Annotated in this window: 28 protein-coding genes; 13 read left to right on the top strand and 15 right to left on the bottom strand. The window is 47.0% G+C overall.

Annotated elements, in window-relative coordinates; all coding sequences use genetic code 11:
- Positions 1-28: 28 nt before the first annotated feature.
- Positions 29-1,048 (bottom strand): sigma 54-interacting transcriptional regulator, encoded by a 1,020-nt coding sequence (locus DES40_RS09725; RefSeq protein ID WP_121101419.1) that lies wholly within the window; start codon positions 1,046-1,048, stop codon positions 29-31.
- 224 nt (positions 1,049-1,272) lie between these two features.
- Here DES40_RS09725 and DES40_RS13230 point away from each other — a divergent pair, with 224 nt between their 5' ends.
- The 7 genes from DES40_RS13230 to DES40_RS09700 all read left to right on the top strand — a co-directional run bounded on the left by DES40_RS13230 (position 1,273) and on the right by DES40_RS09700 (position 4,508).
- Positions 1,273-1,428, top strand: a complete 156-nt coding sequence (locus DES40_RS13230; RefSeq protein WP_170144953.1) for a hypothetical protein — start codon at positions 1,273-1,275, stop codon at positions 1,426-1,428.
- Positions 1,429-1,444: 16 nt separating this feature from the next.
- Positions 1,445-1,594, top strand: a complete 150-nt coding sequence (locus tag DES40_RS13225) for a hypothetical protein (protein WP_170144952.1) — start codon at positions 1,445-1,447, stop codon at positions 1,592-1,594.
- A 56-nt stretch (positions 1,595-1,650) separates the two neighbouring features.
- Positions 1,651-2,343: a phage shock protein PspA gene (gene pspA, locus DES40_RS09720; protein ID WP_121101416.1), complete on the top strand. Its 693-nt coding sequence runs from the start codon at positions 1,651-1,653 to the stop codon at positions 2,341-2,343.
- A gap of 104 nt (positions 2,344-2,447) precedes the next feature.
- Positions 2,448-2,684 (top strand): envelope stress response membrane protein PspB, encoded by a 237-nt coding sequence (gene pspB, locus DES40_RS09715; RefSeq protein WP_121101413.1) that lies wholly within the window; start codon positions 2,448-2,450, stop codon positions 2,682-2,684.
- The gene (locus DES40_RS09710; RefSeq protein ID WP_170144951.1) at positions 2,677-3,144 is read left to right on the top strand and encodes a PspC domain-containing protein; all 468 of its coding nucleotides are present in this window, start codon (positions 2,677-2,679) and stop codon (positions 3,142-3,144) included. Before pspB ends, DES40_RS09710 begins: the two co-directional genes overlap by 8 nt.
- 31 nt (positions 3,145-3,175) lie before the next feature.
- Positions 3,176-3,391: a hypothetical protein gene (locus DES40_RS09705; protein ID WP_121101407.1), complete on the top strand. Its 216-nt coding sequence runs from the start codon at positions 3,176-3,178 to the stop codon at positions 3,389-3,391.
- A gap of 58 nt (positions 3,392-3,449) precedes the next feature.
- The gene (locus tag DES40_RS09700) at positions 3,450-4,508 is read left to right on the top strand and encodes a GIN domain-containing protein (protein ID WP_121101404.1); all 1,059 of its coding nucleotides are present in this window, start codon (positions 3,450-3,452) and stop codon (positions 4,506-4,508) included.
- On the opposite strand, the gene mnmD is transcribed toward DES40_RS09700, so the two are convergent.
- The gene (gene mnmD / locus DES40_RS09695; protein ID WP_121101400.1) at positions 4,505-6,202 is read right to left on the bottom strand and encodes a tRNA (5-methylaminomethyl-2-thiouridine)(34)-methyltransferase MnmD; all 1,698 of its coding nucleotides are present in this window, start codon (positions 6,200-6,202) and stop codon (positions 4,505-4,507) included. The two genes, DES40_RS09700 and mnmD, sit on opposite strands and share 4 nt — an antisense overlap.
- A gap of 36 nt (positions 6,203-6,238) precedes the next feature.
- Entirely contained in the window at positions 6,239-7,498 is a 1,260-nt protein-coding gene (locus DES40_RS09690) for a lytic murein transglycosylase (RefSeq protein WP_121101397.1), read from the bottom strand.
- A gap of 218 nt (positions 7,499-7,716) precedes the next feature.
- On the opposite strand from DES40_RS09690, the gene ykgO reads away from it, so the two are divergent.
- Together ykgO and DES40_RS09680 are read left to right on the top strand one after the other, a co-directional pair.
- The gene (ykgO, locus tag DES40_RS09685; RefSeq protein WP_026942405.1) at positions 7,717-7,842 is read left to right on the top strand and encodes a type B 50S ribosomal protein L36; all 126 of its coding nucleotides are present in this window, start codon (positions 7,717-7,719) and stop codon (positions 7,840-7,842) included.
- Between the two features lie 111 nt (positions 7,843-7,953).
- Positions 7,954-8,712, top strand: a complete 759-nt coding sequence (locus DES40_RS09680; RefSeq protein ID WP_170144950.1) for a tetratricopeptide repeat protein — start codon at positions 7,954-7,956, stop codon at positions 8,710-8,712.
- Positions 8,713-8,718: 6 nt separating this feature from the next.
- Here DES40_RS09680 and DES40_RS09675 read toward each other — a convergent pair whose 3' ends face one another.
- Genes DES40_RS09675 through DES40_RS09650 form a run of 6 tightly spaced genes read right to left on the bottom strand, consistent with a single transcriptional unit; the run spans position 8,719 to position 14,923 of the window.
- On the bottom strand, positions 8,719-9,672 hold the full coding sequence (locus DES40_RS09675) for a M28 family peptidase (RefSeq protein WP_233345558.1): 954 nt from the start codon (positions 9,670-9,672) through the stop codon (positions 8,719-8,721).
- 3 nt (positions 9,673-9,675) lie between these two features.
- On the bottom strand, positions 9,676-10,839 hold the full coding sequence (locus tag DES40_RS09670) for a dipeptidase (RefSeq protein ID WP_121101391.1): 1,164 nt from the start codon (positions 10,837-10,839) through the stop codon (positions 9,676-9,678).
- Entirely contained in the window at positions 10,839-11,888 is a 1,050-nt protein-coding gene (locus DES40_RS09665) for an aromatic ring-hydroxylating oxygenase subunit alpha (RefSeq protein WP_121101388.1), read from the bottom strand. Before DES40_RS09665 ends, DES40_RS09670 begins: the two co-directional genes overlap by 1 nt.
- Positions 11,889-11,906: 18 nt before the next feature.
- Entirely contained in the window at positions 11,907-12,518 is a 612-nt protein-coding gene (locus DES40_RS09660) for a trimeric intracellular cation channel family protein (RefSeq protein WP_121101385.1), read from the bottom strand.
- Positions 12,519-13,364 carry a tRNA glutamyl-Q(34) synthetase GluQRS gene (gluQRS, locus tag DES40_RS09655; RefSeq protein ID WP_121101382.1) on the bottom strand — a complete coding sequence of 282 codons (846 nt, stop codon included), beginning with the start codon at positions 13,362-13,364 and terminating at the stop codon, positions 12,519-12,521.
- Between the two features lie 5 nt (positions 13,365-13,369).
- Positions 13,370-14,923, bottom strand: coding sequence for a helicase HerA-like domain-containing protein (locus DES40_RS09650; protein WP_121101379.1), 1,554 nt, complete (start codon positions 14,921-14,923; stop codon positions 13,370-13,372).
- A 103-nt stretch (positions 14,924-15,026) separates the two neighbouring features.
- On the opposite strand from DES40_RS09650, the gene DES40_RS09645 reads away from it, so the two are divergent.
- The 3 genes from DES40_RS09645 to DES40_RS09635 all read left to right on the top strand — a co-directional run bounded on the left by DES40_RS09645 (position 15,027) and on the right by DES40_RS09635 (position 17,648).
- Entirely contained in the window at positions 15,027-16,130 is a 1,104-nt protein-coding gene (locus DES40_RS09645) for an AI-2E family transporter (protein WP_121101376.1), read from the top strand.
- Between the two features lie 94 nt (positions 16,131-16,224).
- On the top strand, positions 16,225-16,971 hold the full coding sequence (locus DES40_RS09640) for a DUF1223 domain-containing protein (RefSeq protein ID WP_121101373.1): 747 nt from the start codon (positions 16,225-16,227) through the stop codon (positions 16,969-16,971).
- 335 nt (positions 16,972-17,306) lie between these two features.
- Positions 17,307-17,648, top strand: a complete 342-nt coding sequence (locus DES40_RS09635; protein WP_121101370.1) for a DUF2794 domain-containing protein — start codon at positions 17,307-17,309, stop codon at positions 17,646-17,648.
- Between the two features lie 59 nt (positions 17,649-17,707).
- Here the strand turns inward: DES40_RS09635 and DES40_RS09630 are convergent, their stop codons facing one another.
- Positions 17,708-18,046, bottom strand: coding sequence for a hypothetical protein (locus DES40_RS09630; protein ID WP_121101367.1), 339 nt, complete (start codon positions 18,044-18,046; stop codon positions 17,708-17,710).
- A gap of 185 nt (positions 18,047-18,231) precedes the next feature.
- Positions 18,232-18,942, bottom strand: coding sequence for a Bax inhibitor-1/YccA family protein (locus DES40_RS09625; protein WP_121101364.1), 711 nt, complete (start codon positions 18,940-18,942; stop codon positions 18,232-18,234).
- A gap of 266 nt (positions 18,943-19,208) precedes the next feature.
- Between DES40_RS09625 and thpR the strand changes: the two genes are divergently transcribed.
- Positions 19,209-19,751 carry an RNA 2',3'-cyclic phosphodiesterase gene (gene thpR / locus DES40_RS09620; protein WP_233345557.1) on the top strand — a complete coding sequence of 181 codons (543 nt, stop codon included), beginning with the start codon at positions 19,209-19,211 and terminating at the stop codon, positions 19,749-19,751.
- Here the strand turns inward: thpR and DES40_RS09615 are convergent, their stop codons facing one another.
- The 4 genes from DES40_RS09615 to DES40_RS09600 form a co-directional block, all read right to left on the bottom strand.
- The gene (locus DES40_RS09615) at positions 19,752-19,967 is read right to left on the bottom strand and encodes a hypothetical protein (protein ID WP_121101359.1); all 216 of its coding nucleotides are present in this window, start codon (positions 19,965-19,967) and stop codon (positions 19,752-19,754) included.
- Positions 19,968-19,971: 4 nt separating this feature from the next.
- On the bottom strand, positions 19,972-21,420 hold the full coding sequence (locus tag DES40_RS09610; RefSeq protein ID WP_121101355.1) for a glycosyltransferase: 1,449 nt from the start codon (positions 21,418-21,420) through the stop codon (positions 19,972-19,974).
- Positions 21,421-21,487: 67 nt separating this feature from the next.
- Positions 21,488-22,546 carry a tRNA epoxyqueuosine(34) reductase QueG gene (queG, locus tag DES40_RS09605; protein ID WP_121101353.1) on the bottom strand — a complete coding sequence of 353 codons (1,059 nt, stop codon included), beginning with the start codon at positions 22,544-22,546 and terminating at the stop codon, positions 21,488-21,490.
- A gap of 5 nt (positions 22,547-22,551) precedes the next feature.
- Complete coding sequence (locus tag DES40_RS09600; RefSeq protein ID WP_121101350.1) at positions 22,552-23,625, bottom strand: hypothetical protein; 1,074 nt, start codon at positions 23,623-23,625, stop codon at positions 22,552-22,554.
- Between the last annotated feature and the right edge of the window lie 41 nt (positions 23,626-23,666).

The raw sequence follows: 23,666 nt of genomic DNA, 5'->3' as shown, positions 1-23,666 counted from the left end.
TGGGGATAGTCTATCGCTGACGATTGAGTTACTTCTTTAACCCATGTTTCCTCAGCAGACCTCGAAATTGATGATAACTTAGCCCGAGATAATTCGCGGCTTTGCCTTGGTGGTGGTCTTGTGAGGAGAGGGCTTCGTCAATGAGTCGACGTTCAAAAGTCATCACGCGGTCATTAAATGTCGCATCAGTATTTGCAGGGCCTGTATTGCCTGAGACCGATTTGTCCTCAACTTTGTGGCTAGAGGTGGGGGTTAAAGCTTTAACCCATTCAGGGCCCTCAAACGGATCCAGATATAAGCGTTCAATGGGGTGGCTTAAGCTTTCATCTTGTAGGAAACTGTTTGCGACACTGCGCTCTATGACATTTTTAAGCTCTCTTACATTGCCTGGCCATGACAGACTTTCGAGTTGCGCCAAGACTTCGGGCGTAAAGCCTGGGAAGCTTTCGGCATTTAAACCGCCAGATGCTTTGCGGCCGAAATGCTCAGCCAATGGCGCAATATCGTCTGGACGTATGCGAAGTGGGGGAAGGTGAACGACATCAAAGGCTAGTCGGTCTAGTAAGTCTTCGCGGAATGTGCCTTTCGCAACGCATTCACGAAGATCAGTACCGCTTGCCGCGATGATGCGAACATCAACCTCTTGGACTTCAGTTTCGAGCCCTGCCTCAAAATGCCCATACTCAATGGCGCGCATCAGCTTCTCCTGAAGGCGCAAGGTCGTTTGTTCTATATTATCTAAAAAGAGCGTACCCTCATCGGCGAGATAAAAGCGGCCATTAGTGTCTTCTCGCCCATCTAAAAAGCTCTGACCGAATAATTCTTTATCGAGCATCTCATCTGTGAAGGCCGCGCAATTGACGCGAATGTAGCTTTGTTCCCATCGAGGGGAGAGGAAATGAAGTCGAGAGGCAATAAGCTCTTTGCCTGTTCCTCTTTCTCCCATGATTAAAACTGGGCGTTCGAGGGCGGCCGCATTGGAAACCTTATCCAGTAAGGCGTAGAAAATGGCCGACCGGCCTATTGGTTGTTGAGAGATAGCGCTCATAGGGGGCTATATGTGGCCAAATAGGCTAATTAATCAAGCTAAAATTTAGTCAAATATACTAATTTTAAGATGTGTGAAAATTCGAAAAAGTAAAAAATCTATATTTTTCAATAACTTAAAAAAAGTAGACAGTTCTGGTTCATCTAGCCATATTGAATTTGTCGGTGATACTTACTGACAACAACAAACCTCAAAATCGAGGTCAAACAGAAAGAGAGAGTAAAATGACCTTCCGTACTTTAGACATAGATACAGCCATTGAAACGCCTGACGTTACAGCCATGTCTTCATCACCAGCCCGCACGACACGTTCACGTCGCCATGCTTCAGTCATGAGCCGCCGTAGCTACGGTTGCCGCGTCGTCGGATTTGGATTTTAGGAAGGTATCAAGCACTATGAACGATTATCACTCAGACGATTACCGAAATCAGGGCGAAAGCTGGCAGCGCAAAGGCGCCCGCTTCGTCCGCTACCTAACAACCCGTAAGTCAGAAACTTGGTTCTTTTTTATCGCAGGCTTTGTTATCGCCTCGATTTTAAATTAACCTCTGCCTCACGGCTCACCCAACCCAACCCCACCAAAAAGTTTTAGGAGACGAAAATGGGAATTTTTTCACGCATGGGCGACATCATTAATTCAAACTTGAACGCGATGATTGATAAAGCCGAAGATCCAGAAAAAATCGCACGCCTTATCATCCAGGAGATGGAAGATACATTAATCGAAGTCCGTACTGATGCGGCCCGCAACATTGCAGAGCGTAAAGAGCTTTCACGTAAAGCCGAAGACTATGCGGCGCGCGCCAGTGAGTGGGAAGCCAAAGCAGAGCTTGCGCTTTCTAAGGACCGCGAAGACCTAGCCCGAGGAGCGCTGAGTGCCAAACAGCAAGCCGAAGCTATGTCAGAGGTTGTAACGCGCGAAATTGGAATTTTAGACGAAGCCGTCGACAAAGCTGATGCAGACCTGTCAAAACTTCAAACAAAGCTTGATGAAGCCAAAGCCAAACATAAGGCGCTTATGATGCGCGGAAATGTTGCTCGCGGACAAATCAAGATGCGGACAGTGCTAAAGGATACAAAAGTAGAGGATGCTTTGGCCCGTTATAGCCGCATGGAGCGCAAGGTCGACGATCTAGAGGCCCAAGTGGAAAGCTTTGATCTTGGCGCAGGCCAAACTCTTGAAAGCCAATTTGCTGAACTCGAAGCGAATGAAGCCATCGAAGATGAGCTATCAGCTTTGAAAGCCCGGCTTGGTAGCAAGGGCGAAAAGAAAACATCGAAAAAAGCAGGCTAATAGCTTGCTGATAGGTCCGAGCGGACTATCCCCCTGCTCACCCTTCGAACTGGTGGCATCCCACCGCTCGGACCGCATAATATTTAATAAGAGAGAGAAACATAATGGAGGACGAATTGGCCTTGTTAATCCCTATCATTGCCCTGCTCATGCCAGTCTTTATCGTTTGGACAGTCATGCACTTCAAACATCAGGATAAAAAACTAAACCATATGAGCGGTGATGAGATCGCTGAACTGGAACAAATGTCCAAAGTCGCTGATATTCTTGACCAACGCGTTGCCGTTCTTGAGCGTATCCTAGACGATGAAGTCCCAGATTGGAGAGCAAAAAATGACTAAGAAAAAGTATAAGAATAAAACCCACCGTATGCTCAATGATATGTATTGGGACGGCTCTGATGACGGCCATGAATATACAGGGCCAAAACGGTTAAGCCGGAACAAAATTGACGGCGTCTTGGGCGGCGTCTGTGCCGGCTTCGGTGACTATGTCGGCCTTGATCATACAATTGTACGGGTATTATTCGTCTTGTCGGTTATCTTTTTGGGGCTGCCCTTCTTTGTTTACTTCCTGCTATGGATTTTCATTCCAAAGGATACGAGAGCGCCATATCGCCGTGAGTATAATCAAGCGCGACGTGCATACCGGGAATCACCGACAGCGCCAATTCGGACGACAACCTTTAAAGATGTGAAGTCAAAATATCGCTCTCTTGAGACACGGATGCAAGACCTAGAGCAGTCCATCACATCCAAAGAATGGAAGCTACGCCGCGACTTTCGCGACCTAGAATCCTAAATAATTGAATTGACCAAAGGAGGAAACGGTCATGATAAAATCAATCGTATTGCTCGGTGTCTTTGCCACGGGGTCAACATTGCCAGCCGTTCAGGAAATACAGCCAGTCAAAGAGGCAACTATAAATGTCTCTCAGTTTTCATTGAATTGGGGTGGTGAAGGTTTTGAGGCCAAGTTGACGCCGCAAACAGATTTTGCGCTGAAGCTGAAACTCACGGGCGATAAAATTATCACCCTTCAATTCTAAGGCTCTACCCCAAAGCGGCCACTTCCAATAATTTTATAAATAATGAAAAGAGAGAGCGATGAGTAATACAGCCAAGCGGGTTTTGTGTCTCACCACAGCGATAACACTAACGGCTTTAGCGCCACAGTCTATCGCCCAAGATATAGGTGCCCCCGAACTGCGTATTGAAAACTTTATTGGGACAATCCACTGGAAAAATTCAGAAGGCCCTGTGAAGATCATCGCGGAAAAAAAGACAAGAGATGTCAATTTTGACACTGCCAATAGCGGTCTTGTCATTAATGGCAATATAGACTCGATAGATGGCAGTGAGTGTAAAAGCTATCACGGGTCATATGATTTTGATTTTTTCGGAAGTAAGAAAAACAAAGGCACTTTGGGAGGGTATGAAAATTTAGAAGACTTCCCGATGCTAGAGATTGCGCTTCCCGCTAATACGCAGCTGATCATAAATAATGCTGTTATTTATTCCCAAGGCGCACCTGATATACATTCTGCGGATCTATCTTTGCAATATTGCGGTCAGATAAAGCTCGGTGATGTCAGTGGTGATATGGTTTTAGAAAATCGTGGCTCAACAGACGTCGTATTTGGGCGCGCTGGCCGTGTGGAGGCGAGTCTAAAAGGCTCTGGTGATATCAAGGGTAAAGACATTGGGGCCCTAATTCTGCGGGCGCGAGGTTCAGGAGATGTCGAATTTAAACAGGCGGATGATATAGACATCACTACGCGCGGCTCTGGCGATGTTGAAATTGATACGGTTCAGGGCTCAATTCTGGCCAGTTCCTCTGGGTCTGGTGATTTGGACTTTGATACAGTTTATGGGGCACTAGACTATTCTACATCGGGCTCGGGTGACCTCTCCATTGAGAATTTTAAAGGTGGCCCATCAAGCTATATTAAAGTGGAATCTCAAGGGAGTGGAGACGTGTCCATTGATGGAACCGAAGTGAGAGAAATCTTTGTGCGGGCCTCTGGTTCGAGTACTGTTAATATTGATGTGGATACAATTGATGCTGACGTGAAAGCGTCAGGTTCAACGGATGTATATCTTGGCGATGTCTCTGGGGTTCTCATTAGCAAAGAGTCGGGCTCCGCTGATATTCATATTGATTAGGAAAGTAATCGGTGATGTGACAGCTTTTCCCATAAAGAACGGGCAACAGGCAGCGGGTCACCGAAATATTCCGAGACCAACGCTTCGGCTAGAAGCGGAGCAAAGACAAAGCCCCGCGATCCAAGTCCAGTCAAAACATACTGATTTTGATTAATCTGACCAATAACAGGTAAGGTGTCTTGTGAGGTCACGCGAACACTGGCGCGGGAAGGGGTTTCAGACGCTGTGAAGTTCAAACCTAAATGTGTTTTGGCTTGCGCGATATTTTTTACATCATCTTCGACCTGAAGTCGGTATGGGTTATTACCTGATACCAGCCTATCATGCGTCGCCCCCAGTAGGACATCTTCTCCTGCGGGGATTGCGTAGCCGCCATAGCTGATGGCTTCATTTAGGGGCGATGCTCCTGTCACCCAAGTAATTTGTCCTCGTGAAAACCGCATGGGCCATTCTGGAATTAATTTCGCAATGCCATATCCCGCCGCAATAAATAGAGGAAAAGGTAACGCTTTGAGGGTTTTTATTTCACGCTTTTCTACGATTAAACCTGACAGAACCGCGTCTCTGTAGGACGCTGGGCAAATGACCTGAGCGCTGGGAAAGAACATGGCTTTATTGTCACGGCTTGTGAGGTGATTCTCTGGTAAGGGGGCCTGCGCTAATAATTTATGGTGGCGTTTAAGATCAGAATCTGATTTTGGGATATGAGTAATAGAGCGATGTAGGCAGGCCTCATGATAGGTTTTCAGGGCGTATAAATAGCTTCCCAAAAAGAAACGGCTTTCAGGCCTATCTTGTAAATCAAGGCGAGGTTTCACGAGCGCCGCCGCATTACCGCTCGCCGCAATATGGTCTGGATCAGATATGATATGGGGCTGTATGCCGCGCCGTCTAAAGGCTTGGGCTAGAGACAATCCGCCAATGCCAGTGCCGATAATAGTCGGTTGTACCGATTGAGTATAAGAGATGTTTTGGCCAGAGCGTTCCCCAAAAATAGCTTCAAGCCTATGACGTTTACGACCAAAACCTTCCTTACGCTCAACTGTAAATCCAGCCTCTGATAGTGCTTGGCGCACGGCCCCTGCGACAGTGAAAGTCGCTAGCTTCGCTCCATTTACGGATAAGGCCGCTAGCTTTTTCATAACAGCAGGGGACCACATGTCGGGGTTTTTGGCGGGGCTGAAACCGTCTAAAAACCAGGCATCTGCTTGCATTTGTAGGTCATCCAACCCTGACATAATGTCGTCATGGATAAGCGTGAGAGTGACTGTCCCGAAGTGTAAACGATGAAAACCACGAACACGTCCGGGCCATTGGGCTAGTAACTCATCTGCATAGGCTTTTAATTCTGGCCACGCCAAAAGAGCTCTGCGTAACTGCTCTGTATCAAAGGGAAATTTTTCAATAGAAACAAAATGTAAGTGGCCATTATGCGGCGCAGTTTTATCCCATAATTGCCGCGCGGCGAGAAAGTTCAAGCCAGAGCCGAAGCCCAATTCTCCAATAACAAATCGTTCCGTCTCTTGCCACGCCTCAGGTAGGCCACAGCCTCTTAAGAAAACAGCGCGTGTCTCGTCTAAGCCGCCATCTGTTGAAAAATAAATATCCCCAAATTCAGGGGCTGCAGGCGTGCCCGGACGGCTCCAGTCTAATGCCGCGGGAGGGCAAAGCGTAAGGGGGCGGGGCGCTGGCATTAAGACAAATTTTAGCTCAAGATGACTCTATGGAGATTATCGGCCCATAAGTTTCTGAAATAAAGATTGTTCCATATAGCCATCCGCTGGCAATCCCATTGAGCGTTGCCATGCGCGAATGGCTTTCCTTGTATTTGGCCCCACTTGTCCGTCAATGCCGCCCGTCGAAAAGCCAAGCTGAGTGAGGCGGGCCTGCATGGCCTTTTTATTATCAAATGAAAGCGGTTTATCTTCGCGTGGCCAAGGCGTTTGAAGAATGGCTTTCCCGTTAAGCGCTTCGCCCAAAACAGTAATGCCCATGGCATAGCTTGTAGAGTTGTTATATCTTTTAATAACGTCAAAGTTTTTGAACGTCAGAATTTTTGGGCCGCGATGCCCACCTGGCGCTATCATTTTTGCTTCTAAAAATCCGTCATCTGCAGTCCATCTCTCGCCGGTAATCGGCGCGACGCCAATAGCTATCCATTGATTGATAGTTTTTTTAGTGCCCTCTAATAAAGAATAGTCAAACCCTTGAGGGACACTTACCTCGGCCATCACGGGCTCATTTCTACGCCAGCCATGGCGCGCTAAATAATGCGCGGCGCTGCCAAGGGCATCGGCCCGATTATTCCAAAGGTCTTTATTGCCATCATTGTCAAAATCTACAGCATAATCACGAAAAGTCGTCGGGATGAACTGTGTCATACCCATAGCGCCAGCCCATGAACCTGTAAGTTGCTCAGGACGGACATCACCAGCGGACACTAGGTCCAAAACGGCGAAAAGCTGCTGTTCACCAAAGGCTGTTCGGCGCCCCTCAAATGCGAAAGTAGATAAGGCGCTGATTGTGTCATGGTTGCCCATGATACGGCCATAGCTTGTTTCGAGGCCCCAAATCGCCGTTAAAATATAACGGGGTACATTATAACGGCTCTCAACGGCATTAAAAATGGCGGTAGTGTCCGTAAGTCTCGCGCGGCCCGTATTCAAACGGTCCGTTGAGGCCGCGTTATCTACGTAAGACCAAACGGGTTTTGTAAATTCGGGTTGGTCGCGGTCACGATCAAGGGCTAATTCATTGATAACGGCGTCTTTTAATAAAGTCGTGACAAGTGCTCTGTCATAACCTTTGGCGATGGCGCGGTTGGTAAAATCAATTTTCCAAGCTTCGAATCGTTCCGTTTGACTTAGTTCCGTGAGTTGAGCCGCTTCGGAGACAGGTAAAGTTTGGGCTTCTGCCATTGGGGTCGCCGCACAGGCTGACGAAAGAAGCGCGATAGCGGATAATAAAGGGAGGGTAGATCTGATTTTCATAACTCACGCTACCAAAAAACTATGGTAACACATAGTAAATTAGGCGGTGAAGTGCAGATGGAGCCTTGAATAGGTTCAGAAACTAAGAAGCGCCCAGATTGGACTCTGAATCTCCTATGATAATGCAGTTTTGCGCGTTGACTTCATTGCGCGCCTTCCGTATATGCCCCCATTCGAGATTAACACGGCGCAGTTGCGCCCGCAGGAAAGATAGACCGATGAAAGTCCGTAGTTCACTGAAGTCCCTTAAAAATCGTCACCGCGATTGCCAAATCGTGCGTCGTAAGGGCCGTCTTTATGTTATCAATAAGACAGACCCACGTTTTAAGGCACGCCAAGGCTAAGCCTATTGTTAGTCAGCAATCTGACTTCACAAATATTTGCGTGATTTCGCGCATATGACATGTTTAACGCCTCTTGCCAGTTACTGCGGGAGGCGTCAGTGTATCTGGGTGATGAAACAATCCCTTCATAAGATTTGTGGTTCAGGCCTTGCCTTGTTTTGGGCGTCGTTAATGGGCGTGGCTCTGTTCCCTTCGATCTCCCAAGCGCAAGTGATTCCGCCGCAGGATCAGCAAGGTTTACCGCCGCCTGATATAGAGATTCCGGGTTTGGACCCTGACATCGAAAAAAAGCCCGAGCCAGAAACAGGCCCAGACCAAGAGACTGATCTTTCGGATGTGTTGCCGCCTGTTAAGCCTGACTACTCTCACCTCTCTGCCGAAGAAGAACGTACAGTCCGGTTAGATGCACTATTTAATCGGCTAGCATCGGCCGCTGATGAGAGCCAAGCCGAACTCATCGCCGAAGAAATTTGGGCGATTTGGCTTGATAGCGGATCGGCGTCCATCAATTTTGTTTTAAGACGGGGGTCGGCCGCTCAAAAACGCGGAGAATCTGACCTTGCGCGCCGAATGTATGATCAAACCCTCACACTTTCTCCGGATTATGCTGAAGGTTGGGCACGATCATCACGTTTGGCATTAGAAGAGAAAAACCTCTCTCGTTCTCTGACGGAGGCAGCGAAAGCCTTGGCTCTAGAACCTCGTCATTTCTATGCCCTTTGGACGATGGGAAATGTGTTTGAACAACTCGATAGAAATGAAGAGGCCCTTGAGGCTTATCGAGAAGCGCACCGCCTTCACCCGCAGCTTAAAGCCGTGAAAGATAGGCTCGCGGCCTTGGAAAGCGCCCTAAACGGGGATGTTCTGTAACTCTATTTACTCCGCCTGTGCGGGTTTAATCTCAGTTCCTTTACGGGCCAAATTTTCTAAATTGTCATCCAAAATATGCGCTGCATTAATGAGCGTTTGAACTGAGCTCTCATAAAAAGCGAGCGGCACAGAATCAAATGTGTCACTGGGGCGATGGTAGTGTGGATGGTCTTCAACCCCAAAATAACCAAAGGGGATAGAGACGGCATGAAAAGCTCCGTGATCCGATTGTAATGTCCAATCATTTGGCCCCTCTTCCGGGCGGTCATGACCAAAGGACAGCGTAAGGCCCGTATTCTTACCGGCTTTTTCCATAAGTGGTTTGAGCGCGGGTAAGTGATAGCTCCCAGCAAAATATAGTTCGTCCTGATTTTGGCTCACCATATCTAAGTTCAGATTGAAAGCGGGCCTATCCTTGAAATTATTATTGGCACTGACATAAGCCCGTGCGCCGCTGAGGCCTCTTTCTTCGGCGTCTAGCCATACAAAGGCTATATCATGTTGTGGCGGCTGTTTTTTAAAGCTCTCAGCTATGGCAAATAAAGCGGCGCTTCCTGATGCGTTATCATCGGCGCCATTATAGATATCGTCACCGCGTTGCCCCAAATGATCATAATGCGCGGTGATAATTAATATGGGCCCTTGATCCTTGTCATCTATGTCAATTAAGCCAATTAAATTCTCGCCGACTATATCCTCTTGAAACGCACCATCTCGACTGCGCGGAGTAAATGTGAAAACCTCGGCTGATGTTTCATCAAAGACCTTTAGTGTTTTAATTTCCGTTTTAAGATAAGCGCGAGCTTTGTTGCCGCCCTCTGTTCCTGTGGCGCGGCCTTGCATATCATCAGCAGAGAGTGTCTCGAAAACGCGCAAAGCTGTTTGCATATCGGCCTCTGGCGCGATGGGGGAACAGGCTGATAATGCGGCGAGGATGGGCAGAGCTAATATTTTTCTCATAGTTTAATCCGGCAAATTATTGGTGAAATAGATTTTGGCATTCTCGCCCATCACTTTACGTATAGTCAGTGCATCAAGCCCTTGTTCCAAGAGTTCATGCGTCAAAGCGGCCAGTTCCGATGTATCAAATGCTGTCGTGACAGACCCGTCAAAATCGGACCCGAGCGCCACAGCATCCGGGCCGAGTAAATTAACGGCATGAATAATCGCAGCGGCGATACCTTTGGGAGAAATATCACAAACCACACCGTTAAAATATCCTATCCCGATAATTCCACCGCGAGAGGCGATTTCTATCAGAATGTCGTCAGGCAAATTGCGGTTGGCCGTCTGCGGGCAATGGCTAATTGTGCCGCCATGAGAGATAAAAATAGGTCGATTTGTAATGGCGAGCGTATCGCGCACACTGGCAACAGAGGAGTGAGCAACATCGATCATTATGTTTTGCCGTTCCATTTCCTTTACGGCTGCTTTGCCAAATTCAGTCAGGCCAGATTGGCTTCGCCCGTGCATAGAGCCGCCCAACGCATTATCGAAAAAATGTTGTAAACCCATAGCGCGATAACCTTCGTTATAAAGGCGGCTGATGTTTTCAATTTTCCCTTCTAATGGATGCGCTCCTTCAGTAAGTAACAGACCTATGAGGACATCATCGGCTTGGTCTAGGTCGGATTTAGATTTGGCGATGACAAGCTTGTTTTCCTTATGGCTCGCTAATCTGTGCAGGCGCTGCGCTTGGAAAGCCGCACGTTCATAGATTGAACCCCATGTGCGAACAGGCCAAAGTTGTGCCTTGGCGAGTAAGGCAATGTCGTCAGGCGCACCAGCATCATTTTCGTCAAAATTTAGTCCACGCGGCGACTTAGTCACGGCGGAAAACACCTGAATGTTGACGCCGCCTTCGCGCAAACGCGGAAAATCAACTTGGCCGTAATTATTGCGTTTCTCAGGATTTCGGCGCCATAAGAGATTATCAGCATGTAAGTCTGTAATGAGCAGGCTGTCATGCAAAGTTTGGGCTGTTTCTGACACAGGGTAGGGGGCATGTGCTGTGACTTGATTCAAGTCTTTATCTACTTTGGGGACCAGAATAGCGAAAACATAAAAGCCGCCTATGATGACGCCCACTAAGATGAGCCATGCGCAAGATTTTAAAAATGTCTTCATCAACTACGCCATTTCAAAGTTTTCGCTTTCACGGGGTTGATGAAATCTTCCCCATTTCTACGAGATGTTGCCCAAGCTTTCTTCAAGGCAAAATACCATTTGGCTTGGGTGTCTGCATCCTCAACCAACATTAATCGAGGGTTATGACGCAACCCCATTTGTTGAAGGTCCACCATACGGGCATCTTGGCGTAGAAACTTTCGAGCGCCTAATTTTATCAAAGGTTTTAAGACTGAAAACACAGGGTGGTCTGAGAAGAAAATCTGACGGATTTCTGTGTGCGTGTTATCTATAGGTGTGACAGCCGTAAAAGATAATACTGTATATTTTCCGACTTTAATATGTTCGGTCCGAATGCCAGGAAGTTGAAAGGTGATTTCTGTTACGGGTTTGCCGCCTAATAATTTATAAGCAAAACTATTAGACGATGGACTATGAGCGACCATCGCAAAGCCAATATTCTTTGGCGCAAATTTTTTGGATTTTTCATGCATGGAGTGTTCAGAACGCCACCACCATTGACGATGAACATAGGGGCCGTGAGCGGGATCCATGAGCCCAATGACGGCATGGTCAACGTGACAATTCAATACCAGACTATCTGATAAGTTTGCGCGTCTATTTGCACATGGAAAGGGAGGGGGTTGCAGGTCAGGCTCACCTATGAATTTGGGGTCTTTGGCGATGTAAACCCACACTAACTCCCCTTCTTGCCGAATAGGAAAACGGCGAACGCGAATGCGCTCAATGGCCATATCCTGACCAGTGCATAGCGCTGGTATCTCTTTACAGAGTCCATTTTTGATGTCGAATCGCCAGCCATGATATGGACATTCCACAGTGTCATTTTTTATCTGACCCTCGGACAAAGGTGCCGCCCGATGGGGGCAAATATCACTTAAAGCAAATAAATCCCCGGCCTTATCGCGGCCAATCGTGATGGCTTCCCCCGCGATTTCAAACCGAACCATTTTGTCTTTTTTAATTTCGCGGGAAAGGCCAGCAAAATACCAAATGTCGAATACTAATTCTGATGTTGCAGTGGCCATAAGGTTTTATATCGGGGCTTAGTCGCCCTTACTAGTCGGGAGGTTAAGTTTATAAAGTATAGTTACCGCGCGTAAGAGAAAGACTAATCCTGCGCCTAAAGACAAGCTGAGAAGTTCAGAACCCCCTTGCGCTTTTGATATGACATAGGCTGCCGCGCCTGAGAACGCGGCCGTGGCATAGATGTCAGATTTCAATAACATGGGGGTTTCGTTACAAACAACATCGCGTAAGAGCCCCCCGGCGGTGGCCGTTATCGTACCCATTATCGTACAGATGACAAAGCCATAGCCTAGCGAATAGGCTTTTGAGGCGCCGACCACAGCAAAGAGAGCCAGCCCTGCTGAATCAAGCCAGCGCAAACTTTTAAATTTTGTCCAAAAACGTGGGGCTAAGAACGCGGCAAAGCCTGCTCCTGTAGCAATTAAAAGACTGATTTGGTCACTTAACCAAAACACAGGTTGGCCAAGTAATACGTCCCGTAAGGTCCCGCCGCCAATGGCTGGTAAAAGAGCGATGACAACAACACCAAAAATATCCATGCGTTGCCGAACGGCGATAAGCCCGCCAGAAACAGCAAATACAAAGACGCCAACCCAATCAAACAAATCCAAGAAATAAGCAGATGTCATTTAAAGTCTGTCCATGTGAATCAGGTCGAAAATGTTTTCGCGCGTTTGGCCCGCTTCACGAAGACCGTGTAAGCTTGTGTCCAGATTACGCTTAGATAGCTTTTCGCCCGTTTCAGCAAGAACCAATCCATGATGATGATATAGTGGTGTGGGCCAGCCCATCAGATTTTGGATAAGAACATGCAAAGCGGTTTCATGAAATAAGTCTGCCCCGCGTACAACATGACTTATGTTTTGGTGCCAATCATCATGCGGTCCCGCTATCATATAGCTACATCCAATATCTTTGCGAGCAAGAATGGGGTCTTCCCGTTGGGCGAGGCTCTCACGCGCATCATACACACCAGTGTATAGCGGCCCAGTTTCTTTGAACTTTGCCGCTTTGTTGAGGGTTCTAATCGCTTTGGAGAGGTTGAGGCGTATCGAAAATGGAAGCGTTGGTGCCTCAGTCGCGGCAGCAGACTGAAGGCGTGAGATAACTTGCTCATTATTCCAGTGAGCGGCAAAATTTTCTGGAGCGGGTTGGCTTCCATTCTTTATATCAGAGCGCGTGAGAGCGCAGGGATAGGCGAGGCCGCGTTCGAGAAGCTGCAAGACCACCTTGGCGTAATCCGGATAGTGCTGGCTTTGACGGCGCGCAGGGACGGGCCAATCAAAGCCTAACCAATCAAGGTCCGTAAACACCGCTTGGGTGTATTCTGGTTTGCACCGTGTGTGGTCTGTATCTTCAATCCGTAAGAGACAAACACCGCCCGCGCTTTGGGCATAGTGAAAGGCCTCATAGGCCGCTTTTGCGTGGCCTAGATGAAGATAGCCAGTAGGCGACGGCGCAAAGCGTGTGCGCATATACGCTATCGCCGCATCAAGCCGCCAAGAATGCCTCGAATAATTCGCCGCCCTTCTGTACGCATTATTTGCCGCCCTACGAGTTTAACTTCATGGAGGACATGGTCCGTTGCTGATTTTGTTTTACGACGAGATGTGGTTTTTCGGGTCGTGGTTTTTTTCTTTGGCGTCTTCTTTGCCTTGGTTTTCGCCGCTTCAACTTTTGCAGCGTCTTGCTCCATTTTCTTGGCTTTTGCCTCTAATTCTTCATAGGCACTTTCGCGGTCAATAGGTGTATCATATTGACCGAAGACAGGGCTGTTTTTAATTGTTGTTTTACGCTCAGCGGCTGTTGCTGGGCCAAGGCGGCTTGATGGCGGACGAATAAGCGTACGGCCGACAATGCCGGGCACGCCGTCTGCATCTAATAGACTCACCAAGGCCTCACCGACACCTAGGTCGGTAATAACATCTTCAGTCTTAAAGGATGGATTTTCGCGGAAAGAGCTGGCGGCCGCACGGACAGCCTTTTGCTCTTTTGGCGTATAGGCACGAAGCGCATGTTGAATGCGGTTACCTAATTGTCCCAAAACACTGTCAGGGATGTCCATAGGGTTTTGTGTTACAAAATAAATGCCAACGCCTTTAGAGCGAATAAGCCGGGCCACTTGTTCGATTTTATCGATGAGCGCTTTTGGAGCATCGTCAAAAAGAAGGTGCGCTTCATCAAAAAAGAAAACCATTTTCGGTTTATCAGGATTTCCGACTTCTGGCAGTTCTTCAAATAATTCTGATAAAAGCCAAAGAAGAAAGGTTGAATAAAGCGCTGGAGAATTAATGAGTTCATCCGCGGCTAATATAGAAACTATACCGCGTCCATTTTCATCTGTTTTCATTAAGTCTTCGAGTTTAAGAGCGGGTTCGCCAAAGAACTCTTCTGCACCAGCTCGCTCTAATCGTAATAAGCTTCGCTGAATTGCGGCGACAGATTGTGTGGTGACATTCCCGTATTCGCGGCTGATTTCGGCCCGATTATCTGAAAGAAAATTTAGAAGCGCGCGCAAGTCCTTTAAATCCAGCAAAAGCATAGATTCGTCATCAGCTAGCTCAAATGCGATAGTTAAAATACCTTCTTGAGTTTCGTTCAAACCCATTAGGCGCGCCAAAAGCGTTGGCCCCATTTCGGAAATCGTTGTGCGGACAGGGTGGCCTTGTTTACCGTATAAATCCCAAAAAATGGTTGGCATAGCAGAGTAGCTATAACCTTGGCCCAGCAGACCTGCATAATCATTGCCGATAAGGCCAATCTTGGTTGCCCGTGCGATTAATTTGTCATGGAGCTTATGCGTCTCTGAACCCGATTGCGAAACGCCAGATAAGTCCCCTTTTACATCTGCGGCAAAGACAGGAACGCCGGCTTTGGAAAACCCTTCTGTTAGGATTTGAAGCGTAACGGTTTTACCAGTGCCTGTGGCGCCTGCAATTAATCCATGGCGGTTGGCAAGTTTAAGTAAAAGATTTTGACGGTTACCTTCATCATCTGTACCGACAAAGATATGATCGTCTATTGAGCCTGACATTGCGAAAGCCTTATATATTTTTGGTTTAGAGTGTCGTGAGAAATTGTTATGTAATAGGGCATAAGAATGCAATATGGCATAGTCTAAAAGAGGGAAACTGCAAATGGCTGAATCTGAAAACCGCACAACCGACCCGGCTGTGCGAGCAAGCCTCCTGTTTATTGCGTTTATACTTGGAATTGCTGGGCTTTATGTAATTCGAGACCTTATCACCCCTTTTGCTTTGGCCGTGTTTATATGGCTTATCATTGATGCCTTTGCACGATGGATGGATAGGTTATCACCAAAATTTCCTTATTGGGTTGCTTTGATAATTGCGGTTTTGACCGTAGTGGCGGCTTTTATTGGTATAGGATTTATCATTGCCGATACGGCATCGGATATCGTGAAACAGGCCCCTTTATATGAAGCTAAACTTCAGATGATGTTTGAATGGGTCGGAGGTATTACTGGGCAAGAAAACCTTAGTGTCTCAACGTTAAATGATCGGTTTGGTTTGAGTGAAAAACTGCAGAGCGGCTTAGCGGGATTTGCAAGTTCTATCCAAGGTGTATTAGGGAATATCAGCTTTATCGCGATTTATGTGGCATTTCTCTTTGCTGCACAATCTAGCTTTCCCAAAAAAATGGATGACCTTTTCCCAGACCGTAGCCGCCGAGCACAGGCGCATAAAGTCGGAGAACGTATTCGTCATTCCATCGAAAAATATCTTGGTGTTCAAACCATCATCAGCCTGATGCAAACTGTTGTATCCTATATTGCGATGGTCGCCTTGGGTTTAGATAATGCCCTCTTTTGGGCATTGGTTATATTCATATTGAATTACATCCCCATCGTTGGGGGCCTCGCGGCCGTCGCCCTTCCTGTCATTTTTGCGGCCGTACAGTTTGATAGCGTGGGCCGTATCGGTATTCTGGCAGGAGCCTTATTCGGAGCGCAATTTATCATTGGCAATACAATACAGCCCAAAATGATGGGAGACAGCATGAACCTTTCAGCTTTGGTCGTCGTGTTGTCTCTTACTTTATGGGGAGCGTTGTGGGGCGGCGTTGGGGCCTTTCTGTCTGCGCCGTTAACGGTCATCATTATGATCGTCTTGGCACAATTCCCAACGACGCGTTGGATTGCAGTTTTACTGTCTGCCGATGGTCAGCCAGATTTAGACCCTTATGAGAAACAGGCGAAAAATGCTGTCCCGTCATTATAATTGAGGGCGGAGATTCTGTGATGCCACTGCGTTTCACAGAGGCGTGATGCGTTCGTCAATCGCCTATTCAGAAAAGGCTTGCTATAGATAAATTATGAAACATGCTGCTTTTTTATTTACTCTTGGACTCACCTTAAGCACCGCAATTGGTTTAGAGCTTGTGATTAGTTCTGGCGCCCAAGCCGCGACGGATGAAAGGGTACAGCAAAGTGTTGAGCAGCGGGATGCTCAACCGAAATTCGTTGTCGAGCTTTTCACCTCACAAGGTTGTTCATCCTGTCCACGGGCCAACCATTTTGTTTCCGAACTGGCGGCCAACCGTTCGGATGCACTCGTCTTGTCATATGGCGTAACATATTGGGATTATTTGGGATGGAAAGATAGCTTCGGTGACGCCGCTTTTACGGCGCGGCAAAACGAATATGGAAAGTCACTCGGTTCAAATAATTACACGCCGCAAATTGTTTTGAACGGCGCGGCCCATAGTCCGAATTATTCAGAGAGTGATGTTATTTCTATGCCGCTTTCAACCTCTAGGCCCAAAGCGAATATTCGTTTGGATAAAGGCGGCGATGTTGTAATTTCTGCAAACCTTCCTGCAGACTATAATTTGTCTCTTGTTCGGTATCAGCCAGGCACGCAAAAAGTGGCCGTCAAACGCGGCGAGAATTCAGGGCGCGTGTTAGAAATTGAAAATGTTGTTATGGGGCTCGATACACCAAATTGGGGCGGCGATGATCTACGTTTGCCTTCTAAGCTCGAAGCTGGACAGGCCTACGCCGCTTTGTTTCATGCTCCTGATTCCAGTAAAATAATTACAGCCGCTATTCTTAAACCATAGCTACCCTTAAAAAGGGAACGGACCTAAGCGGGGCTGAAGCGCAAAGGTCCGTCAGGGTTTGTTTAATATGGCTCATCCAAACCCGGGGAAGGGATGCGTCAGTTGCTGTCCCTAAAATATTCGGGGGGCTGGGGGGCCAAAAGAAAAACCGAATTTTCTAAGAACACCAACTGACAATTTCAAACTGCGCTTTCACTATGGTCGAAGCGAGACCAAATTATGTCTAATTTATGGCAAAACCTTACACTTCGGACAGGCGGGCATTAAGGCTTCAACACGATTGGGTATGTGCAATGCAACTTGCCCAAACTGAGGAAGCCTCTTAGGTTAGGGAAATGTCGAATATTGTCCCGATTAAAAAGTCCCGGAAAAAACAGCCAAGCCAAGTCGCCTTTGATAGGCGAGAGTTAGGATTGATTTTAAATATTTATGGACAGATGGTTTCCAAAGGAGATTGGAAAGATTACGCCATCGATTTTTTACAGGATAAGGCTGTTTTCTCAATTTATCGCAAGGCAACAGAACACGCTCTATATCGCGTCGAAAAAAAGCCTGAGTTAAAGAATAAACAGGGCCAATTTGCGGTGGTTGCGCCGGGGGGCCTCATATTGAAGCGTGGTCACGATCTCGCGACTGTTTTGCGAGTCTTTGACAAGCAGCGTTTCCAGTCCGTCTAAAGCCAAATAAAAAAGCCCGCTACGAGAGCGAGCTTTTTTGTTAAATGATGAACGTCGACTTATGCTGTCGAGGCTTCCTTGTTTGACAGGAATATACGTTCGACCAAAGTTCTAACGATGGCCATGACAGATGCGGCTGCAAAGACCGCGCCTAGACTTGTTAAAATTGCCGTCAAATAGTCCCCGATGCCGACAATGCTAGCTAACGCGCTAGCGCCGCCTGCCATCAAAAATATAGCCGCTATAATAACGCCACGACGATGGTTGTGATCCAAGAAAAATCCTGAAAGCAGTCCCAATATTGCCAATATCATAGCGTCATGTCCCGCAAGATTGATGAACGCTAAAATAATGGCGGCCGCAGCGCTGACGGCCCATATGATTTTTGCAAGTGACATAGTTTTTCTCCCCTGATGTCGCAAAATGCGAAAAGATTGCGCGCTCTTTGGCCCGTCAATCCATTAACGATTTGTCATGAAACTGTTGTAAAATCAAGTTTTTATGAGGAGAGCTGAAATTTGACTGTTCTATAGCCATAAAAAAACCCGCCAGTGAGGCGGGTTCGAACTCTTATTTATGTAAATTACTCACGGCCAAAAAGGCTGAGAAGGATTTGGAACATGTTAACAAAAGCTAGGAGCAAAGAGGCTGCGCCATAAGCTGAGAGCTTGTCCATCATGACGGCATCACCAGAGCTACCGTAGTAAATGCGTTTTAGCATTTGTGTTTCCCATGCCGTAATGATGGCAATGGCGGCGAGGGCTACAATATTGATGATTACATCAAGAGGCCCTGTTGGACGTAGAGAGGGGAAAAAGGCCCCCAAGAGGCTGATAGCAACATAACCGATAAAGGCTGCTGCCGCATATTTGACAAATGTCCCTAAGTTACGCTGTGTCGTATATCCAAAAAGACTAAGAGCGCCGAACATGGCTACGGTCATGAAAAAGACTTTAGCCAGAACTACGCCAGGGAATGCGATTGTAATAGCGGACATAAATAGGCCTAGGAACGCCGCAAAGCCAAAGAGGAACGCTAAGACGCCGCCTTTGCTCATGGATTGCAATTTAGCACCCACAGCGCCGAACAAAACAGGGATAGCAATAACAAAACCAAGTAGCGCAAAGGGGCTACGGAAAATGCCGCTTTGTGCAACATAAGGCGCACTAATATAAGCAACAGCGGCAGTTACCAACATGGCCAGAGCCATATAGCGATATGTACCGAGCATAAAGCTCTTAAGGCCGACATCGGTTTGGGCACCTACGCCGACGGACGAGTTAAAATCATTCATTAAACGCTCCTTTATTCACGTTATGGCAAGACATATCGAATTGTCTTGCGGCTTACAGTCTATATAAGCTATTTTTATCAGAATTCAAAGCGAAGCCTGATGAATAATAGCCGTAAGACCGCAAAACGAATGTCATATGGTGGATTCAGCAGGGCGCAAAACTCGCGTGATCTTTGATAGTCGCTTTTGAGCCCTTCAGCACAGAATTGGCGCGGGATCAAAATACGACGCCTGCGGTTTCCAATTTAGTTTACAATGATAATGCCATGATATTATTTGCCGCCATCAAAATGCAACCTCGCACGGTTACGGCTCTAACCCGTATTCAAAAAGGCGTTTCTGGGGCTAGGTGGTCGGCAGCAGAGAAGCTACACATCACGACAGGATTTTTCAGTGAGGTTGATGATGACCGCGCTGAAATTCTAGACGATGAACTTGCGAAGCTGCGAATGTGTGGTTTTGAACTTTCAATTAAAGGGGTAGGACATTTTGGTTCTGCAGAGCCTCATTCAATATGGGCGGGTGTGCAGCCTCACCCATCGTTGACCCGTATCCATGAACATTGCAAAACGGCCGCACGCCGTGCAGGTATTGTCATGGAGAAAAGAAAATATGTGCCACATGTTACGCTTGCTTATTTGAAGAAAGGCGCGCCCTTGGACCGTATTATTAAATTTGAACAAAGGTTAGCGGCTTTCGAAGCAGGCCCTTTTTTTGTTGATGAATTTCAACTCTATTCAAGTTGGCGCAAAATTAACGGACCTAATATTTACCGACTAGAGGCCAGCTATCCTTTATTAGGAGTCTAGTTACATCCGGCCTGTTTCAAACCCCATTAAGTTCACTAGGTGCACAATGACCATGAAGCCTGTGGCAATACTCCCTAAGCAAATAATCATCCAAGGGGCTCTGTGGGGTTTGATACTGGGTTTTTCAGCGAAATGATTTCGCAAAGCGATAATCGCTAAGCCCGCTAAAAAAATCAGGGCAATAATTGTAAGGGTAAGGTCTGATGACCGTGACATGGCTTTACTCCGTAACCATTGGAGACTTTATAGACGCGTCTGCGGGGCAGCAAAATATTTGATTTTGTTTCGTTTGCGACGCGCTAACACCATGCGTGGTTTTATGCCAGTGAAAAGGTTTGGTTTTCAGCTCTACCAAGGCCCTCAGTGTCGGCCAAAAAAGTAAAAGCCAATAGAGGGGCATAAGAAAGGCTTTCCATAAATGAGTGGTCTTTCCAGCGCGATAAGCCCCTAGCATACCAATTAGAATGCCGGCGACGAGGCTGGTGCCGAGGGCGAGGAAATGAATTTTTGAAAAAGGGAGTGACCAGCCCATATGCCAATGACAAATGGCATAAATGATGCCGCCGCAAACAATAGGCGTGAAGATAAAGGCGGATAAGAACACATAAGCGATGGTAAACTGCAAGGATAAAAATCGCATGACCCCGAAGATGTTTCTTGGTTTCCAAGGTGAATGCATGTGCGCGAGCCATGTCTGCATATACCCTTTCATCCACCGCGCTCGTTGATTATGCCACGCTTTTAACGTCGTGACAGCCTCTTCATCTGTGGGCGGCAGGATATATCCAATTTTATAGCCCAGTGCTGCGAGGCGGAAACTTAGATCTGCATCTTCTGTCACATTGTGAATGTCCCACCCCCCACATTTTTCAAGCGGCCCTCGCCGCATGTGATTAGACGTTCCACCAAGCGGAAGCGGTATGCCCATTCGAGAAAGAAATGGAATCCAAACATGAAATAGTGCGGCATATTCAAGTGTGAACTGCGCCGAGAGCCAAGACGCATCCGCATTATAGTAATCGAGTGGCGCCTGTAGCGCCGCCCATTCTGGATGTTCGCCAAAGGATTGCAACGCTGCTTTTAACTGAGAGGGGTGAGGCTGATCTTCTGCGTCGTAAATCGTAATATATTCTCCTGTGCTGTATTGCATGGCATAGTTTAATGCGCGGGGTTTGGTTTGCGGATATCCTGCGGGCACGACAACAAGTTGAAAGGGCGGGCGTAAACACCGTTTAACAGCTTCAACTGTATCAGGGTCTACGGCTTCACATATGATGAAAATTTCAAGCTGCGATAGAGGGTAATCTAACGCGGCTAAATTGTTCATCAAAGATTCCACCATATTGGCTTCATGAAATATGGGGACGAGGACAGAATATTTCGGATAGTTTTGAGGGGATTCATAGCGCCGGCTTTTGGGTTTCTGATTAATGGCCGCCGCAATACGCAGCATTGCAACGGCAAGACTTATCCAAGCAATAAGGCTTGAGAGCTTTAACAGAAAGGCCAAGGGGTTGAGAAAAAGTCCTATGCCAAGTGCGGCTACCCCAAGCCAGAATAAGATTTTAAAAAGAAGTGAAGCTTTGTGGTTGGCGCGCCGAACCCCAGATGTGTCAGTCAGGAACCCTGGATGATAGGCCTTATCGAGGCTGTCCTCATTCTTAAGCACCGATTGACCCCATTCAATTTAACGCTGTTTTATAAAATAGGATTACTTTAAATATATAAAGAAGGATTTAATTCACATTATAGGACAATTTATTTGCGGCCCATTGCGCGGCCTCTCTTACTACGGGGTCAGTGTGATCCAGATAGGGGGTCGCAGAGACAGTTAGGCGGGCATCGCCGCTGTTCCCAATGGCATATAGGACATTGCGTAAGAATCGCAGCCAACCAATCCGTTTGATGGGAGAGCCCGCAAATTTCCTTCGAAACTCGGTTTCGCCCAATTGTGCGAGGTCAGCCAGTTGGGGCGCCATTAAATCTTCTCGCGCTGCTAATTTGGTTTCTTGCCCTAGAACAGCAAATTTATTCCAAGGGCAAGCCGCCAAGCAGTCATCACATCCATAAATGCGATTCCCCATTCTCTCTCTGAGAGCTTCGTCGATGGCGCCAGCATGCTCAATCGTCAGATAAGAAATGCAAAGTCTCGCATCGAGCTGATAAGGGGCTGGGAAGGCGTCCGTTGGACAAATATCCAAACAGGCGCGACACGAGCCACAATGATCTATTTCCGTGGGGGTCGGCGTTAATTCTGCCGCGCTTAAAATCGTGCCCAAAAATAGCCATGAGCCATAATTACGGCTGACTAAGTTTGTATGCTTGCCTTGCCAGCCTAAACCAGAGGCTTCTGCGATAGGTTTTTCCATTAAAGGGGCAGTATCGACGAAAATTTTCACATCGGCCTGTGTGTCTCGTGCAATCAATCCGGCAATTTCTTTTAGGCGGCCTTTCATGACGTCATGATAATCTCGGCCGCGTGCATACACCGAAATAGTGGCGCGATCTGCTAAATCAAGCGTAAGGAGTGGATCTATATCAGGGCCGTAATTCATACCAAAAACGATGGCAGATTTTGCCTCGGGCCATAGTGACTGTGGATGTGCGCGCCGCTGCGCTGTTTCTTCCATCCATGTCATAGAGCCATGACGTTTTTTTTCGATGAAATCATTCAATCGATGTCCAGCCATATGGCCGAATTGAGAGAGGTCTAAAATATATGGTTCAGTAAACCCCAGTTTAAGGGCCCGTTTATGCCAATGGGGATGTTGTGAGGATGTGGGGCGATGGACCATTTAGGTTAAGGTTGCACTAAGGTGAGCCGTTTATCGGCTAGTCGTGTGCGTTCATCAATTAATACGAAAAACTCGAGGTCTATTTTATCGATGACTGCAGTGTATTCGTTGTCTATTAAGTTTGACTGATGTGCCACCACAGTTGCCTGTTGGTTGGCATAAATTTTTTGTTCGACGTCTAAAGATTCATCGAATGTTTGAAGGGCTTTAGTAACGCGTTTTATCAGCTCTTGATCACTTTTGCGCGCGCTCTGAGACTGGCTGGCTATTTTTAGAGTTTCTAGTGTTTTCAAGGTATTGTTCCGGCTTAGCTGTATGAGGGAGGGGACCTCTTCAATCGTTTGTTTCATTTCTTTGGCAAACTCATGACGCTGCTCGAGACTTTGAAATTCAATCATATCTCGCCTGGACCACTCTAGCTCTTTAAGGGCGAAATGATTGCCTTTTTTGAAAATCTGTTGAATTTGATAGTTGGGGTGATCCTTGGGGATCGCAGCCAGATATGCGTCAATTTGTTTGTTTTCTGCGACAATTAGGGCCTGATTGGCTTCGATTTGTTTCTCGATAAAGGTTTGGGATGCGGCTTCATACTTCCCTTGCTCGATAAGTTCTATCGCCGGTAAAAAATTAGAGCCTTCACGAATATTGACTAAGAGATCAGGAATGTCGTTATATTTTTGCAAGGCGGCCACATAATAGGCCTTGTCTTGGCGATTAAAGAGGGTGCGGTCTACATCCCATTGTTGAGGCGGGGCTAATTGATCGAATAGAGCGGTACCGCGACTTAGAATGGCCTCGCGTTCCGCATTATAGTGAGAAAAAGCGCGTTTAACGGCGTCTAAGTCTTCATAATCAATACTATAAAGGATTGATATTGAGCCCGTATTGTAAACGGAAAGTATTTGCGTATAGGCCTGTAAATATTGTTGATGCCAAGCCAACATGTCATTGAGTGAATTAATTTGAGAGGTCTGCCGTGCATGAGCATGCGGTTCCGTTCCCATGTTAATGCCACCAGAGAAAATGAGAGAGGCTGTTAGGCTTGCAAATATAATTTTTTGGAAAGTCAATCGTGGCATGATTTCTCCTTTGGCGGAAACATAATGAAATGATGCCTTAA

The sequence above is a fragment of the Litorimonas taeanensis genome, assembly GCF_003634015.1.
Classification (GTDB): Bacteria; Pseudomonadota; Alphaproteobacteria; order Caulobacterales; family Maricaulaceae; genus Litorimonas; species Litorimonas taeanensis.
This window is presented reverse-complemented; position numbering and strand designations above follow the sequence as displayed.

Coding starts and splice junctions, on each gene's coding strand:
- DES40_RS09635 (WP_121101370.1), top strand. CDS start 17,307: ATGTCGAATATTGTCCCGATTAAAAAGTCCCGGAAAAAACAGCCAAGC.
- DES40_RS09645 (WP_121101376.1), top strand. CDS start 15,027: ATGGCTGAATCTGAAAACCGCACAACCGACCCGGCTGTGCGAGCAAGC.
- DES40_RS09640 (WP_121101373.1), top strand. CDS start 16,225: ATGAAACATGCTGCTTTTTTATTTACTCTTGGACTCACCTTAAGCACC.
- DES40_RS13225 (WP_170144952.1), top strand. CDS start 1,445: ATGAACGATTATCACTCAGACGATTACCGAAATCAGGGCGAAAGCTGG.
- DES40_RS09680 (WP_170144950.1), top strand. CDS start 7,954: ATGAAACAATCCCTTCATAAGATTTGTGGTTCAGGCCTTGCCTTGTTT.
- DES40_RS09650 (WP_121101379.1), bottom strand. CDS start 14,923: ATGTCAGGCTCAATAGACGATCATATCTTTGTCGGTACAGATGATGAA.
- mnmD (WP_121101400.1), bottom strand. CDS start 6,202: ATGCCAGCGCCCCGCCCCCTTACGCTTTGCCCTCCCGCGGCATTAGAC.
- pspA (WP_121101416.1), top strand. CDS start 1,651: ATGGGAATTTTTTCACGCATGGGCGACATCATTAATTCAAACTTGAAC.
- DES40_RS09670 (WP_121101391.1), bottom strand. CDS start 10,839: ATGAAGACATTTTTAAAATCTTGCGCATGGCTCATCTTAGTGGGCGTC.
- gluQRS (WP_121101382.1), bottom strand. CDS start 13,364: ATGCGCACACGCTTTGCGCCGTCGCCTACTGGCTATCTTCATCTAGGC.
- DES40_RS09665 (WP_121101388.1), bottom strand. CDS start 11,888: ATGGCCACTGCAACATCAGAATTAGTATTCGACATTTGGTATTTTGCT.
- DES40_RS09675 (WP_233345558.1), bottom strand. CDS start 9,672: ATGAGAAAAATATTAGCTCTGCCCATCCTCGCCGCATTATCAGCCTGT.
- DES40_RS09660 (WP_121101385.1), bottom strand. CDS start 12,518: ATGACATCTGCTTATTTCTTGGATTTGTTTGATTGGGTTGGCGTCTTT.
- DES40_RS09700 (WP_121101404.1), top strand. CDS start 3,450: ATGAGTAATACAGCCAAGCGGGTTTTGTGTCTCACCACAGCGATAACA.
- DES40_RS09630 (WP_121101367.1), bottom strand. CDS start 18,046: ATGTCACTTGCAAAAATCATATGGGCCGTCAGCGCTGCGGCCGCCATT.
- DES40_RS09705 (WP_121101407.1), top strand. CDS start 3,176: ATGATAAAATCAATCGTATTGCTCGGTGTCTTTGCCACGGGGTCAACA.
- pspB (WP_121101413.1), top strand. CDS start 2,448: ATGGAGGACGAATTGGCCTTGTTAATCCCTATCATTGCCCTGCTCATG.
- DES40_RS13230 (WP_170144953.1), top strand. CDS start 1,273: ATGACCTTCCGTACTTTAGACATAGATACAGCCATTGAAACGCCTGAC.
- thpR (WP_233345557.1), top strand. CDS start 19,209: ATGATATTATTTGCCGCCATCAAAATGCAACCTCGCACGGTTACGGCT.
- ykgO (WP_026942405.1), top strand. CDS start 7,717: ATGAAAGTCCGTAGTTCACTGAAGTCCCTTAAAAATCGTCACCGCGAT.
- DES40_RS09710 (WP_170144951.1), top strand. CDS start 2,677: ATGACTAAGAAAAAGTATAAGAATAAAACCCACCGTATGCTCAATGAT.
- DES40_RS09600 (WP_121101350.1), bottom strand. CDS start 23,625: ATGCCACGATTGACTTTCCAAAAAATTATATTTGCAAGCCTAACAGCC.
- DES40_RS09625 (WP_121101364.1), bottom strand. CDS start 18,942: ATGAATGATTTTAACTCGTCCGTCGGCGTAGGTGCCCAAACCGATGTC.
- DES40_RS09725 (WP_121101419.1), bottom strand. CDS start 1,048: ATGAGCGCTATCTCTCAACAACCAATAGGCCGGTCGGCCATTTTCTAC.
- DES40_RS09615 (WP_121101359.1), bottom strand. CDS start 19,967: ATGTCACGGTCATCAGACCTTACCCTTACAATTATTGCCCTGATTTTT.
- queG (WP_121101353.1), bottom strand. CDS start 22,546: ATGGTCCATCGCCCCACATCCTCACAACATCCCCATTGGCATAAACGG.
- DES40_RS09690 (WP_121101397.1), bottom strand. CDS start 7,498: ATGAAAATCAGATCTACCCTCCCTTTATTATCCGCTATCGCGCTTCTT.